The 16,455-nt window shown below is 42.8% G+C and carries 13 protein-coding genes; 1 reads left to right on the top strand and 12 read right to left on the bottom strand.

From position 1 onward, the window contains the following. The 7 genes from MZO40_RS02745 to hxlA all read right to left on the bottom strand — a co-directional run. Nucleotides 1-246: transposase (locus MZO40_RS02745; RefSeq protein WP_252133085.1), on the bottom strand; the 246-nt coding region annotated here is incomplete at its 3' end. Nucleotides 247-270: 24 nt separating this feature from the next. Further along, nucleotides 271-1,035 carry an SDR family oxidoreductase gene (locus tag MZO40_RS02740; RefSeq protein WP_105961640.1) on the bottom strand — a complete coding sequence of 255 codons (765 nt, stop codon included), beginning with the start codon at nt 1,033-1,035 and terminating at the stop codon, nt 271-273. 354 nt (nt 1,036-1,389) lie between these two features. Then, complete coding sequence (locus MZO40_RS02735; RefSeq protein ID WP_050338111.1) at nt 1,390-2,397, bottom strand: LacI family DNA-binding transcriptional regulator; 1,008 nt, start codon at nt 2,395-2,397, stop codon at nt 1,390-1,392. A gap of 84 nt (nt 2,398-2,481) precedes the next feature. Then, nucleotides 2,482-3,870 carry an SLC45 family MFS transporter gene (locus MZO40_RS02730; protein ID WP_181186579.1) on the bottom strand — a complete coding sequence of 463 codons (1,389 nt, stop codon included), beginning with the start codon at nt 3,868-3,870 and terminating at the stop codon, nt 2,482-2,484. A gap of 21 nt (nt 3,871-3,891) precedes the next feature. Next, on the bottom strand, nt 3,892-5,568 hold the full coding sequence (locus MZO40_RS02725; RefSeq protein ID WP_252133084.1) for an alpha-glucosidase: 1,677 nt from the start codon (nt 5,566-5,568) through the stop codon (nt 3,892-3,894). A 224-nt stretch (nt 5,569-5,792) separates the two neighbouring features. Continuing rightward, nucleotides 5,793-6,356, bottom strand: a complete 564-nt coding sequence (hxlB, locus tag MZO40_RS02720; RefSeq protein ID WP_105961642.1) for a 6-phospho-3-hexuloisomerase — start codon at nt 6,354-6,356, stop codon at nt 5,793-5,795. 17 nt (nt 6,357-6,373) lie between these two features. Then, nucleotides 6,374-7,027, bottom strand: a complete 654-nt coding sequence (gene hxlA, locus MZO40_RS02715; RefSeq protein ID WP_252133083.1) for a 3-hexulose-6-phosphate synthase — start codon at nt 7,025-7,027, stop codon at nt 6,374-6,376. Nucleotides 7,028-7,202: 175 nt separating this feature from the next. Between hxlA and MZO40_RS02710 the strand changes: the two genes are divergently transcribed. Further along, nucleotides 7,203-7,964, top strand: a complete 762-nt coding sequence (locus tag MZO40_RS02710) for a DeoR/GlpR family DNA-binding transcription regulator (RefSeq protein ID WP_050338107.1) — start codon at nt 7,203-7,205, stop codon at nt 7,962-7,964. 97 nt (nt 7,965-8,061) lie between these two features. Here MZO40_RS02710 and MZO40_RS02705 read toward each other — a convergent pair whose 3' ends face one another. The 5 genes from MZO40_RS02705 to MZO40_RS02685 all read right to left on the bottom strand — a co-directional run bounded on the left by MZO40_RS02705 (nt 8,062) and on the right by MZO40_RS02685 (nt 16,454). Further along, nucleotides 8,062-9,219 carry a mannitol dehydrogenase gene (locus MZO40_RS02705; protein ID WP_216681131.1) on the bottom strand — a complete coding sequence of 386 codons (1,158 nt, stop codon included), beginning with the start codon at nt 9,217-9,219 and terminating at the stop codon, nt 8,062-8,064. Nucleotides 9,220-9,245: 26 nt separating this feature from the next. Next, the gene (locus MZO40_RS02700; protein ID WP_056952969.1) at nt 9,246-11,147 is read right to left on the bottom strand and encodes a PTS mannitol transporter subunit IICBA; all 1,902 of its coding nucleotides are present in this window, start codon (nt 11,145-11,147) and stop codon (nt 9,246-9,248) included. Between the two features lie 328 nt (nt 11,148-11,475). After that, a complete protein-coding gene (locus tag MZO40_RS02695) occupies nt 11,476-12,861 on the bottom strand; it encodes a glycoside hydrolase family 1 protein (protein ID WP_105961172.1) in 1,386 nt (461 codons plus the stop codon). Nucleotides 12,862-12,873: 12 nt separating this feature from the next. Then, nucleotides 12,874-13,752, bottom strand: coding sequence for an ROK family protein (locus tag MZO40_RS02690; protein WP_056952965.1), 879 nt, complete (start codon nt 13,750-13,752; stop codon nt 12,874-12,876). Next, nucleotides 13,752-16,454, bottom strand: a complete 2,703-nt coding sequence (locus MZO40_RS02685) for an alpha-mannosidase (RefSeq protein WP_252133082.1) — start codon at nt 16,452-16,454, stop codon at nt 13,752-13,754. Before MZO40_RS02685 ends, MZO40_RS02690 begins: the two co-directional genes overlap by 1 nt. Between the last annotated feature and the right edge of the window lies 1 nt (nt 16,455).

Here is a 16,455-nt window from a genome sequence, read left to right as displayed (position 1 = left end):
GAGAAAAACCTGTTCGAACAAGCCTGAACTTACCCAGGCTCGGAAGCGACTATACACCGTTTTCCAAGAGCCATAGCGTTCAGGTAGATCACGCCAAGGAGCCCCGCTGCGCATGAGCCAGAGGATAGCGTTGAGGGCGGTACGGTTGTCTAGGCTTGATGGACGGCCAATCCGGTATGGCGGGAAGTATCCTTTGATTCGGTCCCACTGAGCATCTTCCAGTTCGTATCGTTTAGGTGTTGTCATCGGAATGCCTCGATTCGTTTTTCCTCAGATTATACCTGAATTTTTAGTTTTCAGACAGTCCCTAACTAAATCTGCCACCTCGTATAGATGTCCGCTCCGTCCCAATGGTGTCGTATGCTTACTTGTGTAGCCTCCACGTAATTGCTGAACTGTCTGATGCCGTGAATATGCTAATGCTTCTTCATACACTGGCGTTCGTAAACCAGTTGCATCCATGATTCCGGGTGCAACTCCTACAACTCGGATATTAAATACACCCAATTCCTTAGCCCACGACCGGGTTAACCCATTGATTGCCCCTTTGGTTGCAGAATAGACGCTTTGTCCCTGAGATCCTTCCAGCCCTGCTTCGGATGACATGTTAACAATAATCCCTGACCGTTGCCTTACCATTTGTCGGCCAACCATTTGAGACATTAAAAATGTGCTTCTCACATTTACCGCAAACATTTTATTAAAGACTTCCGTATTAAGTTCATATCCACCATGTGGTGCTTGTTCATCCACTAATAAACGCGGTAAATTGATTCCAGCGTTATTGACTAACCCATCAATTTGGTCAAACTTACCTAACACCTGATCAATTGAATGAGTAACCGAATCTTCAGATGAAACATCACATTTAATAAAATCCAGATTAGGACTCTGCCTTGCACTCGGTTGCAAATCTAGATCAACAACCCTAGCACCTTTAGCCAATAATGATTTAATAATTGCATCACCAATACCAGATGAACCACCTGTAACAATAACGATTTTATTTTCCATATTCAGCCAATCAGTCGACATATTTAATCCACCCCTTAATTAATATACCTGCTTTTGTATTCAGAATACCTTAAATGTAACTTGTGTTTAACGTTGTTATTTTCCATAAATTAATGAAAATAAGTTTGCTAATAGACGACAAACGTTGGTATTACAAAGATTTATCAATTAAATATTTTTCCATTATCTAAAATATCGAGTTCTGTTTAGTAAGGTAAGTATTAAAACAATAAGGTATTCAGTAATGAAATTAGCCAACGTAATTCTGTATTGTACTATATTACCTTTACTTATATCTGAAACACCCATACTTCTTAATCCAAACAAAAAAAGATAGCCGCAAGTAGAATTCCCTCCTACCAGCAACTATCTTTTCTAATCCAACGTCCTAACACTCTTCCGATTAACAGCACTTACGGGTAAGAATTGTTGCGAATCAACTCGTTCACTGCCATCAGCCACACTCTGCTGTAGCATCTGAACACCAATAACACCCATTTGAAAAAAGTCCTGTGAAATACTCGTTAATTGTGGTCGAGTAATGTTGCACATCTCGGTACCATCAATACTTACAATGGATAAGTCAGTCGGCACGGCAATGCCAAAAGAATTAGCTTGATTCAACACACCAATGGCTGTCATATCGCTTGCCGCAATGACGCCGGTTAACTCTGTATGTTTCCCGAAAGCCTTCATAGCAGCCTCTCCGGAAGCATAGCTGTAATCTCCTGGCTGAATCCAATCTTGTGATACCGTTATATCGGCCTCTTTCAAGGCCTTTTTATATCCTTCTAACCGTCTGCGCCCTGTATACGGATACTGGTCAATACCAGCGATACCAATCTTGCGATGCCCTTTATTAATCAATAGCTTGGTTGCCTGATAACCGATCGCCTCGTCATCCGAACTTATAAACGGTCGGTCGTCATCAAATCCCATCGACAAAAAACAATAGGGAACATCTGAACTTTGTAAGAGCGCTAAATTATCATCTGTGAGGGCAATTGATAGCAGCAATATCCCCATGACCGGTCGCTCAATTGCGGTCAGTAGCGCATGGCGTTGTTCTTCAGGGTCGGCACTACCTGAGTAGACGATAATTAAGTTATAGCCATTCTGACGTGCTTCTTGCTGAATGCCATCAATGATTTGTTCCGCAAAGTTGGTCTTTACTGAACTAACAACTGCTGCAATCACATTGCTACGCTTCTTGACCAACTCGACCGCCGCTTGATTCTTTTTATAACCGAGCTCCTTGGCGGCATTTCTAACCATTTCCGCGGTCTCAGACGTATAATACTTAGACTTATTTGATAAAACACGAGACACGGTTGATGGTGCCACGCCAACTTTACGTGCAATATCTTTAATCGTAACAGCCATTCAATCGCCCTCCCTATCTTGTGATTTACTCTAAGTTTACTCTAAAATTACTTTGTTGAAAATATCGTCTTAATTCGGACAGATCTATTTACCTTCATGGACGATTAGTACTGAGAAACTACCGATAACCATCGCAACAAATCCGATAATCATCATCATACTTTGACTATTTCCAACCATTGGGAAAATAACGAAGCTTGCCAGTGACCCAATAATTTGTGGTAAGCAAACTGCAATATTGAATAGTCCGAGATATGAGCCGTTGTTACGGCCATCCAATGATGTCGTTAACATAGTATATGGTAGCGTGTTAATCGTAAAGTTACCGATACCATACAATGCAAAGGCGATTAACGCTACCCATTGATTATGGGTCGTTGCGACAATAATGATACTAATGGCATCTGCAAACAGTCCAAATGAATACCAGAACTTACGCTGGTTAGCCTTAGTTTTCGCATAGAACAAGCCCCACAGTAATGCGGCAACACTATAGAATGCTGTCATAACGCCATACCAGTTACCCGCGGCTTGAAAGCCGGATGAGGATGGGTTGGTGGTATTCCAAATGTTATTGGCCATGGCGCCTGTCGCATAAGTCCACGTGTACATAATACCGATCCAACTGAATAGTTGTACGATTGCCAGTTCCCAGAACGATCTCGGTGCCGTTTTTAATAATTTCCACAAACTAGGCGTAACTTGTTGCTTATCTTCATTAATTTTATGATATTTTGCATAGGTTTTAGGATCATATTCATGCACATTGAAGATCGTAACAAAACTAGTTATCAGCAACATCGCCGCACCAATCAAATATGCCCAAATAACCGTTGCTGGAACCTGCCCTTTGCCAGCTGTATTGGCCACACCTAACTTAGTTAAAATGTAAGGTAGTAAGGCAGCTAAAATCCCACCCACATAACCGAATACTTGTTGCCATGACCAAGCCAAATTTTTTTGTTTCTCGTTGACCATATCACCAGCCAACATTTTGTACGGTGCCAAACACACATTACTGAATAAATCCATTAGTGCGATCGCAATCGCTGCGTACACCATCGCTGTCATTGACCCATAGCCAAAGCCGAATGATCCCGTGAATGGCAGCATAATCATGACAATTACGGTGATCGGCGCCCCAACTAACAAGTAGGGAATCCGACGTCCCCAGCGTGTCCACGTACTATCAGAATACTTACCCAATAATGGTTGAACAAACATGCCTAACAGGGGTGGTAATAGGAAGAACCAGCCTAAGCTATTCGGATTAACACCAATCGTTTGTGTGATTCGACTCATTTGTGAGCCTTGCAATGTAAAGGCCATGTTGACACCGATACAGCCAAATGTCATCGCCAGGATTGTCTTAATTGGTAAGGTAGGTAGTGCGTTATCAAATCCCAATGATTCAGTTTTTTTCTGCTCTTTTACCGATGTATTAGCCATATTTTCAGCGGATACTTTTTTCATAATCGGTTCCTTCTCACGTATTTAATATTTATAAACCTTGGCTTCATATGGTCGAAGTGTCTTCCCTTGATCATCGGCATAATTACTAATAATCAGGTCCGCATCTTCGGGCACTTGATAATCGCGATCCAACGTATTTTCTGTATAATTCAGAACGATTAACAGCGTCGTTGTTTGATCTTGACGCGTGTAGGCATAAACTTCCTTATCGTCCTCATTTCCTTTAACTAAGCTGTATCGACCATCCGTAATAACGGGTAGTTCATGACGCAATTTGATTAGCTTTTGATAGTAATAGAAGACAGAATTGGGATCACTCAAGGATTGTTCAACATTAATGTGCTTATAGTTTGGATTGACGTGTTCCCATGGCTCATGCTTAGAAAAGCCACCATTTTCGCTTGAATCCCACTGCATTGGTGTACGTGCATTATCACGACTGTGTAGCGCTAGATATTTAAGCATGGTCTGGCTATCAACCAAATGCTGCTTATCAACAAACTGGTGATAAGTATTGATCGAATCAAGATCAACGTAATCACTCAACTTCTTGAAGTAGCTGTTAGTCATACCGATTTTTTCACCCTCAAAGATAAAAGGAGTTCCTTGCTGAAAATGAAGCATTGTCGCAAGCATCTTAGCACTAAGAACCCGATACTCTTCAGTGCTATCGTTACCGAATCTTGAAACGACTCTTGGTTGATCGTGGTTATTCCAGTAAAGCGAATTCCAAGCCTTGCCTGCGAGCGCTTCTTGCCACTTAGTCAGATTATCTCTAAGATCTGTCAGTGAGGCTCTCCGGTCAGACCAATGGCCTAAGACAGGATTAGCGTTGCCGTCTAAGCCCATATGTTCAAATTGAAAGACCATATCCAATTCTTTGCCATTCAGATTGGCATACTTCATGGCTTCATCCGTTGTTACAGCGGGTGCTTCACCAACCGTAACCATTTTATGTTTACTCATCACGTTCTGATTCATTTCTTGAAGAAACTCATGAACACGAGGTCCATTAGCAACTAATGGCTCAGGGTTGCCAAGATCTTCATCTGGTTGCAACTTGGCATTAGGCAACCCTGCAGGCTTAGAAATATAGTTGATAACGTCCATTCTAAAGCCATCGACGCCCTTGCTAGCCCACCAGTTCATCATGTCATATACGGAATGACGAACATTGGGATTCTCCCAATTTAAGTCTGGTTGTTGTGGCGCAAATAGATGCAAATAATATTGCCCCGTTTGCTCGTCATATTTCCAAGCTGGGCCACGGAAGAAGGATCCCCAATTATTAGGAACCATGCCATCTTTACCATCACGCCAAATATAGTAATCACGATATGGATTAGTTGTACTCTTACGCGATTCTTCAAACCATTTATTTTCATCAGAAGTATGATTGACAACCAGATCCATCATAATCTTGAGGCCAAGATCATGTGCCTTCTCCAACAACCGATCAAAATCTTGCATACTCCCAAAATCCGGATTGATTGCGCGATAATCCGAAATATCATACCCATTATCAACTTGTGGCGACTGATAAATTGGACTCAGCCAGACAATATCAACGCCTAATTTTTTAATATAATCCAGTCTCTTAGTGATCCCCGGCAAATCACCGATACCATCATTATTGCTATCTTGATAGCTAGAAGGATAAACCTGATATACAACTGCATTTTTCCACCATTTCTCCAAAATAATCCATCCTTTTTATTACAATTATGATTTAAGCAAACGTTTGCTTAAATAGAATGTAACCCCTTACATGTTAAAAGTCAATAAATACTTTACCGATAAGCCAAAAGAAAAGAACTGAATAACCACTCAGTTCTTTTCTTTTGCCAGTCTAGTAAAATCATGTTCAAGTGTAAATTACGATCAATCATTTAAGACCCATAAAACTTACCCTTGTAAATAACTTATTCCAAATTAGCATGACGGGGAAACATTGTATCTGTCGTTTCATGTAAGAGTCCCATCAACTGTAAAACAACTGCATCGTACGTTAACCAGCTTAGTTGTTCAAATAAGCTCCCCATCGGTTGAACAGAAGAAGCTGTATCAGCAGCCCCACTATCGTTCTTTGGTGTTTCTCCAGGTACCGTTACGATGACATCCGCAAGGCTCCCGATTGTTGCCATGGGATAGATGGTCACTGTCGCTAGTTTGGCACCTGCGTTTTTAGCTTTTTTTGCATTGGCAACTAGACTACTCGTCGATCCTGATCCTGATCCGATAATCAGTAAGTCTCCAGGCTGGATAGATGGCGTGGTTGGATCTCCGACAAAATGTGCTTCTAAGTTCAAATGCATGAGTCGATTGGCAAACCCTTTAGCTGCAAATCCTGAGCGACCAGCTCCAGCGATAAAGATACGATTAGACTTAACAATTAGCTGTGCTAAATTGTCAACATCTTCCTCACTAACGCCCACACTATAAGTATCCAGTTCACTAATAATAGTAGCCATATTTTTTGATTGCATGATTTGACCTCCCAATATTAAGCGGTTACATTTTCACTTGTAAATGAATGAATTTTGGTTCCGAGCGCTTTGGCGGTTGCAACTGGATCAGCGGCATGGTTGATCCCACCACCGACGATAACAATATCCGCACCAACTTTTTCGTATTCCTCAACAGTATTAACCTTAATCCCACCTGCGACGGAAATCTGAGAGGTTTTACTGATTGCTTTCACTTCTTTTAATGCATTCAAAGGTGTCTTTCCGACAGCCTGCTGGTCAACACCTACATGAACACTAATACTATCCACACCAACAGCTTCAATCTCTTTGATTCGCTCATCAAGATTAGGAGAACAGATCGTATCTACAAAGACCTGCTTATTATATTTTTTAGCTTCTTCGAGGCAAGCTTGAATTGTCAATGTATCTGTAACACTCAGCACTGTGCAATAGTCAGCACCAGCTTCAAATGTCAGTCCGGCTTCATATGCACCAGCATCCATAATTTTAGTATCAGCTAGAATTTCTTTTTCAGGGAAATTACGCCGGAATTCCCGTACAGCATGCATTCCTTCAGCAATAATAAAGGGCGATCCAATCTCAAAAATATCGACATAGTCCCGAACTTTTTCAGCCAAGATCAACGCATCCGTCAACGAAATATCATCTAACACCAATTGCAATTTCATTATTAATTCCTCCTGCACTCTTTTTATTTACAAATTCAGTATAGTTCCATTTTGTGTTTTTTGCAACATTTTTTGTGTAATTAAACTCATTAATTAAATAAAACGCACATTTTTTGAATTTTAGTTGTACTTATTTGTGGTTTTGATAAAATGTTAATTGAAAGGATCTGAAGAGATGGCAAAGAATAAAGCAGAAGAGCGGCAGAAAAAAATCGTTGACCTAATCACAGCACAAGGGACAATGCGTATTGCAGATCTCGCGGCACAATTTAACGTTTCACGTGAAACAATTCGGCGTGATTTACATGAGCTAGATAAATCCGGGGTAGTAAAGAAGTGGTACGGCGCTGTAATGCCTGCTCAGGATTTTAATGACGCCCCAGTGGCACAGCGCATGCATGAGAACGAATCCGTTAAAATTAAAATCTGTCAAAAAGCCTTGAGTTTATTAGCACCCCATTCGCTGATATTCATCGATGCAGGTAGCACGCTACAAACATTTGCCAAAATTTTAAGCGACTATCGAGATTTCACCGTAATCACGAATTCTTTTCCCGTCGTCAACGAATTGGCCGATAGCAATAACTCGATTATTAGTGTCGGCGGCAGTTACGATCCTCTCACTGCCTCCACAATTGGCAGTCAAGCATTGAATTTCATAGATAAGATCAAAATTAATTACGCCCTATTAGGCACTTCTGGATTTGCAGAACACCAAGGCCCTACGATCAACAGTTTTGATGGTAGCGAAATTAAAAAGAAAATTATTGAGAATAGTCGCGTGAATATTGTACTGGCCGACAGTTCCAAGGCCAGTTACTCTTCATTAACACAATATACTGACTGGCATAACATCGATTACTTGGTCACGGATAAAAATTTACCGCCAAAGATCGAAAGCAACCTTAGTAAATTAACCGATGTCATTATTGCCTAGCTGACATTTATCACTTTATATACAACGAGACGAGCCGCATGGAAACAATGTATTTCCATGCGGCTCGTCTTATTGCTCGCATACTTTCTAGCTGTAGCTATCCTTTGCTAATCTGTTCGTAATCGTCGCTGATAACCGCAACGATTCGACTGTCTACGGGCTGTTGCGTATATTTTGCAACAGTCTCCTTAATTCCATTTTGTTCAATCGAAGTTTGAATCTCAACTGCCTGCTGATCATCAGGATTTTGAAAGTGGAATCCATACGCTGCACCATGTAACAAGTGATCATTAGCTAATTTGTACGCCTCACACTGCAGTGCAGGTCCAATAATTCGATCATTTGCTGCTAATTTTCTAATTGGTTCACGGCCAACTCGCTCAACTGGATCTGACAACCCAGGTGTTGTCATCCGCTTAACAAACATTTTATTCATATAAGTGACCAATGTCGTATGCTCAAATCCATATTTCTTCTCTAAGGCACCCGCTGATTCCATCATTGCAGTCTTAACCTGTTCTAACAGTTGAGGGTCCTTCAATACCTCTTGTACCGTCTTATAACCGTTTGCTTGACCTAAATAGGCACTAATAGCGTGTCCACAATTGATCATATAAATTTTACGTTGTAGATACATCTCTAGGTTTTCGACATATTCAGCATTTTTAATCGGTTGAGTATTGGTATCGGCTAACTTATTTTTTTCAATTGCAAGTTCATACGCATCACCAATTTCAATCCCATCTTTTCCATGATGATGTCCATCAAACACGACCCTATCAACTGCCGTATTCGGATAGACCCCGACCTCGTTCAATTCGTCTGTCGTAATTTCGCCGGTTGCTAACATCGCCTTAACTAGAATATTCGTCCCCATCATTGCATTTTCGCACGCCATCACTGTAATTTTGGGCTTATGTGACCCAACCCGCCGTTTGAGTCCCTTTGCAATTAACGGTGCAACCTTATCCAAATTAGTCGCCATTACAGAAGTCGTCACTACTTCCGCCTCTTGAATCGCATCCACTACTTTATCAGCTTCATTGATAGTGGAATACGCGTCTACATCATCAATTAATTGCTCATCATAATTATGATCAATTAAAAACAGCGTATATTGTTGCTCCTTCTTTAACTTATCAATTGTTTCTTGGACAACATCCGCAAAAACAACATGGTAACCCGTCTGATGTAACAAATTCGCGATAAAGCCACGTCCAATTTTTCCTGCTCCAAAATGTACTGCTAATGCCATACCAATCATCCTCCAAGTTGAGACTTCTAGTGATTAATGTCTAAAATATCAATGATTTGCTGCTTATCTGTTGCCGTACGTAACTTGTCAATATTCCCTTCTTCCGTTAGTGATTGTGCAATCTTCCCCAATAATTGAATGTGCTCCTCGCCCTTTCCTGCAAGACCAACGATTAAATAAACTTTGTTCCCATCAAAATCGACACCTTGAGGTACTTGGATAAAGCAGATACCAGAATGCTTGATTGAATCTGACATCGTTAGTCCGTGTGGGAGTGCAACACCATTCCCCATATAGACAGATACATCTTCATCACGAGCAAACATTTCTTTCCGATATTCAGGACTAGCATACCCGCCGGCAATTAGTAGATCCGCACAAGCGTTAATTGCTTCTTTTTTTGTACGAAAACTAGCATCTAAAACAATGTTTTTCTCGGGCATAATATCCGCATCCACCGTACCAACAGATTGATCATCTAATTCATCGTTGTCCGTTGGCATTTCAGTTGATGGATCTTGAGCAAACATTTTGCCTATAATAGCTACGATATCCTTGTATTCACCACGATCCATGAAATTTTTAACCGTTAAGATCGGCAATTGGTCCTTGCTCATCATATGTGCGCGCTCTTCTAGATTGTTATTGGTCACAATTAAGTCAGCGTGATCGACTTCCTCACCAATTTTGGCAATTGCCATATGATCGACTTGTGGATCCATCCCCTTCTTTTGTAATTCTGCACTCAATATTGAAGCTCCCATTGCGGAAGAGCCCATCCCCGCATCGCATGCAAAAATAATGCGTTGTAAAGGTTTGCCTAAATACTTAATATCCGCCGGAATAGCTTCCACAACGTCATTACTGGCCATTTCAGTTGCATTTTGACTATCAGTAACATCAACTGGCTGGTGCGAAAGCTTCAAGATTGCACCAGTCACCACAAAGGACACAATGCAGGCACCAAAATATGCCACCGTATTAACCAGCACGCTGTCCTTAGGCGTCATCATATAAAATGCAAAAACAGAGCCCGGTGAAACTGGACCGACTGTTCCTCCATGGAATAATGACAAAACAGTTAGTGAAAAAATATTCCCCGCCATTGGTCCTAAAATCGTTAACGGCATCATCAAGCAGTACGGGAAGCAGACTTCAGCGATACCACCTAAAAACATGATTACCGCAGCACCAGGCGCTGTCCGCTTTGCCACACCTTTTCCAAAAACTGAAAAGGCCAATACTAGTCCAAGCCAAATTGCACCATTAGCTTCAACTAGGAATAGTATGGATTTCCCAGCACCGGCAGCTTGTTGCAAGCCGAGTGGTACCATTATTCCGTGATTAATGGCATTATTCAAAAACAAAATTTGAGCTGGTTGTACAAGTAAGCTGGTCAATGGTAAGATATCATGCTTCATCATGATATTAACGCCAGCAGATAAAAAGTTTTGGATGCTCGTTATGATCGGTGCTACAGCCAAGAATCCAATAACCACAAGTAAAAAGCCAATAATTCCTAACGAAAAATTATCAATCAGCATCTCTAAACCTGGTTTTATGTGGCCTTTGACTTTTTGATCAAATTTGCGCAACAACAGTGCTCCTACAGGACCCATTATCATTCCGCCGACTAACATGGTCACATTTGAACCGACCACAACTCCGAGCGTCGCGAATGCACCAATCACACCACCTCTACGCCCATAAATATTCGCACCGGCAGTATAGCCGATCAAAGTTGGTAATAGATAGGTTATAATAGGCGAAACCAAACTATTTAATAGTTTATTTGGCATCCAACCGGTTGGAATAAATAACGCGGCTAGTAACCCCCAACCAATAAACACACCGATATTTGGCATCACCATATCACTCAGAGTCGCACCAAACTTTTGTACTCTTGCTTGGATAGCTTTAAGATCCATTTACGTCCCCTTCTTCCTGATAAATAAAGCGCTTTCATTTATTGATATTCGCAATCCTCCCTAAAAGCTTTATATGTTGATTTTCATTTGCTATTATAATGCCAATATGTTGTTTTTTTCAACTTTATTTTTGCTAAAAACAACATTTTATGACAAACAATACATTTTATTTGTTTGTTTCTCCATTTAGCATTCGATATACTCATAGCTGACTTTAAATATGCTAGGTTAACATAGCCGACTCGAAATGAATTTTTTGATTCTGAATTAAAAGTGCACAAAAAAGCCAGCTTCCCTCAGAAACTGACTTAAATACACTCTATTTCATCTAAAACCCATTCCGTCTCCCGGTCGCCGCAAACCATCCTGCTGACTTTTTCAGCGCCTTAGTTTGGGTGTGAATGTCATCGCGAATCAAGCCATATCGATTGTGGTAGGCATGATTCCACGACCAGCAGTCAATGCCACTCCAGACAAAGTAGCCTTGGCAATTTGAACCAGCTTCAATTCCCTTCGCTAACGCCGTTAGATGTTCCTTCATGAAATCGATGCGGTAGTCATCTTGGACAACGCCGTGTTCATCCATAAATCGCTCTTCACCGGCGACACCCATACCATTCTCAGAAATTAGCCACGGAATATTGCCATAATTCTCTTGAATGTTTTGGGCAATGTCTGTCATTGCCTGCGGATAAATCTCCCAGCCACGATCAACGTTCATAATGCGACCTGGTAGCTCATATTCTTTGAAATAAATATCCGGCATCCATGGTTGCAGACTCTTTGGACTAATATCTGGTCGCTGAACACGGAACGGATGATAGTAATTCACGCCCAAATAATCAACTGGATTAGCTGCAATAATCGCAAGCTCCTGTGGCGTCGCATCCCATAAGACCCCATCCGCAGCCAAGCGATCGACTAATGGTTGTGGAAATTGCCCCAATACGGCTGGATCAAGGAATAGTTTGTTGGACCACAATTCGGCAAATTCAGCCGCAGCTTGATCAGCAGGATCATCAGAAGCTGCATATGCTGGCGTTAGATTCAAGATGATGCCAATTTGCTTATTCGCCCCAGGACAGATTTCATGGAACCGCGCCACAGCCTTGGCGGAGGCCAAGTTCATGTTATACGCGACCTGGACCGCTTTGGGACCATCAATCACCTGCGGATAATGCCAGCCATACAAGTATTGACCATCGACGACGACCTTAGGTTCATTGAATGTGAACCAATGATCGACTCGGTCACCAAATAGCTTGAAGCATTGTTCAGCAAACTTAACAAATAGCTCAACAACATGCTTAGACTCCCATCCATGATACTTGTCATAGAGTTCGACCGGCAAATCAAAGTGATGCAAGTTAATGTAGGGTGTAATATGATGTGCCAACATGGCGTCGATCACGCGGTTATAGAAGGCGACACCATCCCGATTCAAGCTCGCCGTTTCAAAATCATCAATCAGCCTGGTCCACTGAATCGAAGTTCGCAGCCCTTGAATGCCAGCTTGTGCCATCAGCGCCAGATCTTGTTCATAATCGTTGTAAAAGTTCGACGCCGTATCTGGTCCAACACCCTGATCAAATTGGTCAGGTTCCGTTGCGAACCAGTAATCAAATACATTCTGATGTTGCTTATGAAAATTACCTTCCGTCTGAGGGCCAGATGTCGCAGCTCCCCAAACAAAATTAGTGGGAAAAGTTACCATGCTTGTATCCTCCTACACCTGCTGGGACTGTTCAAAATCAACGGCAGCTCCACGTAAGTTAGCTTCATCCGTATACTGACACAATGCGAGCTCAGGCTTGAGCGTCGCAATTTCAACTTGTTCATAGATTCCAGCTAACGCCCGCTGAATCCCTGGAATCAAGTCTGGGTTATTTGAAACACCGCCACCGAGAATAATCTTTTCTGGATCAAAACTATATTGCAAGTTAAAAATGCCTTGAGCCAACGCGTCATACATTGTCTCAATTTCGTGGCGTGCTGCGATATCACCCGCATCCGCCAACTGATACAACTGCTGGCCCGATAGCGCACCCGTTTGACCGGTCATTTCCTGATAACGGCGAATCGCATTCGGAACGGTCCCTAATTCACTCAACGTACCGGTTGCATCGATCTTCGTGTAACCAAATTCACCACCAAATAGATGAGCGCCATGCCAGATTTGATGATTGAAAATCAACGCACCACCGACACCCGTACCGATCACGAGGAAGGCTAAACTGGCTGCACCTCGTCCAGCACCCGTGGTTGCTTCTGCCAACGCCGCGCAATTCGCATCATTTTCCATACTGACTGGTAAGTTGAACAGCGCTGTCAATTCAGCCTGAATCGGAAAATTATGAATGTATGGAATCGCACTCGCACCTTCGATCACACCCGTGGCTTTATTCACGGATCCTGGCGAACTAATACCAACGCCCACAATGTCTGCTTGTGCCTTCATCGCGTTAACTTCTCGCTGCAACAAATCCATAAATGCCGCCTTAGTTGTCGGCGTTTCAATCGCATGGTGGGACATCAATGTGGCGTCTTGCCAAATCGCAAATTTAATCGAAGTGCCACCAATATCGATCAATCCTAATGGTGCCATCATGAGCGCTCCTTTTCCGTGAATAATAACGTCTTGATCTCTGCTGCTGCTAATGTCGTCGAATCGACATCAGTTAAGGGCTCTTCAAAGAAGTTGACGGGTTCCGCCTGCAAATCGCCTACTGACACGCTCAATGGCACTTGGCGATCGCCTAAGTTATAGCCGCGTAACGTCATTCCCGTGCCGGTATTGGCTCGTTTCAAGCTGGTCACTGCAAATTCCGGCGTATTTACCTCAAGATACTGATGATCCGCAGCCAACGTGCCAGCGTGCCGTGTTGTCTGTTGAACACTAAATGGTGTCTGAGCACCTTGAGCACGCTGATAACTAGCCACCTGTTGCGCTTTTGAGCCATCCGTCAGTTCAACGCTGTAGTTAAAGGTGAATTCACCCTGACACTGGGCCTCTGGTGTTGCAAAATAACCCCAATCACCCATCTCGCCCACACAACGAAGCATCGTCAACGCAATCGTATTATCTTGCGGCAAGATCTCATACTCATTCAAGCCAAAGTTACCGACTGTGACACCATTAGCTTCGTTGAAGACACTCGCAAAGGCTTGTTGATGTTGTGGATTGGTTGGATTCTGCCAATTTTTAGCAGGATGGTTAGGTCGCGTGACCGTTTCATAAATCGAGTCAGCGACGTGCGTTTCAGCGACTAGTGCCGTCTTGAAGAGTACTCGTACCCGATGATCCTTAGCCTGATTATTCAGATGTGATTCAAACTGTAATTGGCGACTATGCGGATTCAGCCGAATCTTGGTCGTGATAGTTAGCGGCACTTTCTCAGCCGACCGTTTTGCAGTCCGCTTTGTGATATCAATCACCGCTTGCGTTTCTTGGGCTAACTGGTCATCCGCCGAAACTGGGACTTCAAGATAATTAGTCAGCTCCAATTCACTACCTAATTCGTCCGCATGAACCAAGCGCACATCCATCGGAAAGTCCGTTGAATAATAAGCGTGATTATCCGCCGTCTGCCGATAAATATACTCATTACCCATGTCACCCGTATCTTCGAAGACCAACATTTGATGATAAACTTTGCCCGTCTCGCGATTAGTCATCGTTAAGCTACCATCGTCTTCGACCACGACCTTTAGCCATTCATTACTGATCAATCGGGGTTGGGCCTTCACTGCTGAATCTGCCACACCTGCCTGGGTAGCTGGTTGTAACGCTAGTGTGCGCCATGCACAAGCTGGCATATCAACCATATTCAGTTCGATCGTCAATTCGATTGCCTGGAAAGGTTCGCGGAACCGATCCTTAGGCAAGTCATAGTGAAATGCCACTTGTTGATCAATCAGACGGAACGGTACACTTTGGCCATGGGCGTCCACGACCATCAATTCTGGAAGCGTCTTTAATTGTTGGACAAGTTGGGCCCGTTGTTCTTGAATCGAGCCAGCGGCACTAAAATCAATCCGATTCCATTCAACAACGATCCGCGTCAATCCAGACTTTGTAAATCCAGTCGTATTGACCACCACAAATGGTTTTGCTTGCGCACCAAATTCAACGGTATTGATTTTCGCCGTCAGCGTCATCAATGCGTCGTGGGTAATAAATCGAGCCACTTCTTGCGATTTTGCGAATCGCGTTAACATTTCACGATGAACTTCGTCGACAGAACAACCACAAATACTGTCATGTGGGTGATTCTGTAATAACAATTTCCAGGCATATCGAAGCCGATCGTGTGGGTAATCTTGCGCGGCATAAGCCATGGTCGCTAAGGGTTCGGCTTGATTTTCTAACAAGCGTTCGTTTTTAGTGTTTTCCTGCTTCAAATAAACGCGGCTCGAAGCTGTATTGGCCAAGGTATACCAGCCATCCGTCTCCTGACTCGTCAGCTCCCCATGAATCGTACTTAAATCTTGAGGTAATTCCGCACTCAGCGTTGACAGATAGTCAGTAAAGTTCGTATGAATAAATTCATAATCTGGATAGAGTTCATTGGCAACTTTAATTGCCGCCGTAACGTCTAGTTGAACTGGCTGGTGGTCGACACCATTCATCATCAGTAAGTTATCCGTCGAGGCAAATTTTTCGGCATCCGCCAACTTTTGATCCCAGAAAGCCTTCGCAGCGGTTTTCTCGACTGGAATCTCATTCCCATTACTATACCAATTAGCAAATAATAAGCCTAAAATGCGTGTGCCATCAGGACCTTGCCACCACATTTCAGAATATTGTGACGCATAGTCCGCATCGCCAACCTGATTATTAAACCCAGTCGGTGTCACGCCGCGGCCAAATGCGGCAGTCTTCAAGTTGGCTAAGGCCATTATTTGTGGCGTTTGACCCATGTTACCGAATGTATCTGGGAAATAACCGAGTGGGACTTCCTGCCCGTATTCACGTGCTTGGTCACGGCCAATAATCATATTCCGCACGTTAGATTCAGGACTGATGAGGAAATCGTCCTGGAGGATATAGAATGGTCCGATGCGGAGCTTACCCGCCTTGATGGCAGCTGCGAGTTCTGGTTTGCGTTCTGGACGAACTGCCAGGTAATCATCCAAAGCAATCATTTGGCCATCTAAGTGAAAGCTATCGAAATCTGGGTCATGTTTGAAAACATCTAACAAATTATCGATTAATGTGACTAATCGCATGTGGTGCTGCTCAAAAGGCATGTACCACTCGCGGTCCCAATGACTATGGGAAATGATAAAAACTTTTTTCTTGGTCATA

Source organism: Lactiplantibacillus sp. B652 (genome assembly GCF_023806745.1).
GTDB lineage: Bacteria > Bacillota > Bacilli > Lactobacillales > Lactobacillaceae > Lactiplantibacillus > Lactiplantibacillus pentosus.
This window is presented reverse-complemented; position numbering and strand designations above follow the sequence as displayed.

Excerpts from the sequence above, each read along its gene's own strand:
- MZO40_RS02710 (WP_050338107.1), top strand. The coding sequence starts at position 7,203 with ATGGCAAAGAATAAAGCAGAAGAGCGGCAGAAAAAAATCGTTGACCTA.
- MZO40_RS02740 (WP_105961640.1), bottom strand. The coding sequence starts at position 1,035 with ATGTCGACTGATTGGCTGAATATGGAAAATAAAATCGTTATTGTTACA.
- MZO40_RS02690 (WP_056952965.1), bottom strand. The coding sequence starts at position 13,752 with ATGGCACCATTAGGATTGATCGATATTGGTGGCACTTCGATTAAATTT.
- MZO40_RS02700 (WP_056952969.1), bottom strand. The coding sequence starts at position 11,147 with ATGGATCTTAAAGCTATCCAAGCAAGAGTACAAAAGTTTGGTGCGACT.
- hxlB (WP_105961642.1), bottom strand. The coding sequence starts at position 6,356 with ATGCAATCAAAAAATATGGCTACTATTATTAGTGAACTGGATACTTAT.
- hxlA (WP_252133083.1), bottom strand. The coding sequence starts at position 7,027 with ATGAAATTGCAATTGGTGTTAGATGATATTTCGTTGACGGATGCGTTG.
- MZO40_RS02695 (WP_105961172.1), bottom strand. The coding sequence starts at position 12,861 with ATGGTAACTTTTCCCACTAATTTTGTTTGGGGAGCTGCGACATCTGGC.
- MZO40_RS02730 (WP_181186579.1), bottom strand. The coding sequence starts at position 3,870 with ATGAAAAAAGTATCCGCTGAAAATATGGCTAATACATCGGTAAAAGAG.
- MZO40_RS02705 (WP_216681131.1), bottom strand. The coding sequence starts at position 9,219 with ATGGCATTAGCAGTACATTTTGGAGCAGGAAAAATTGGACGTGGCTTT.
- MZO40_RS02685 (WP_252133082.1), bottom strand. The coding sequence starts at position 16,454 with ATGACCAAGAAAAAAGTTTTTATCATTTCCCATAGTCATTGGGACCGC.
- MZO40_RS02735 (WP_050338111.1), bottom strand. The coding sequence starts at position 2,397 with ATGGCTGTTACGATTAAAGATATTGCACGTAAAGTTGGCGTGGCACCA.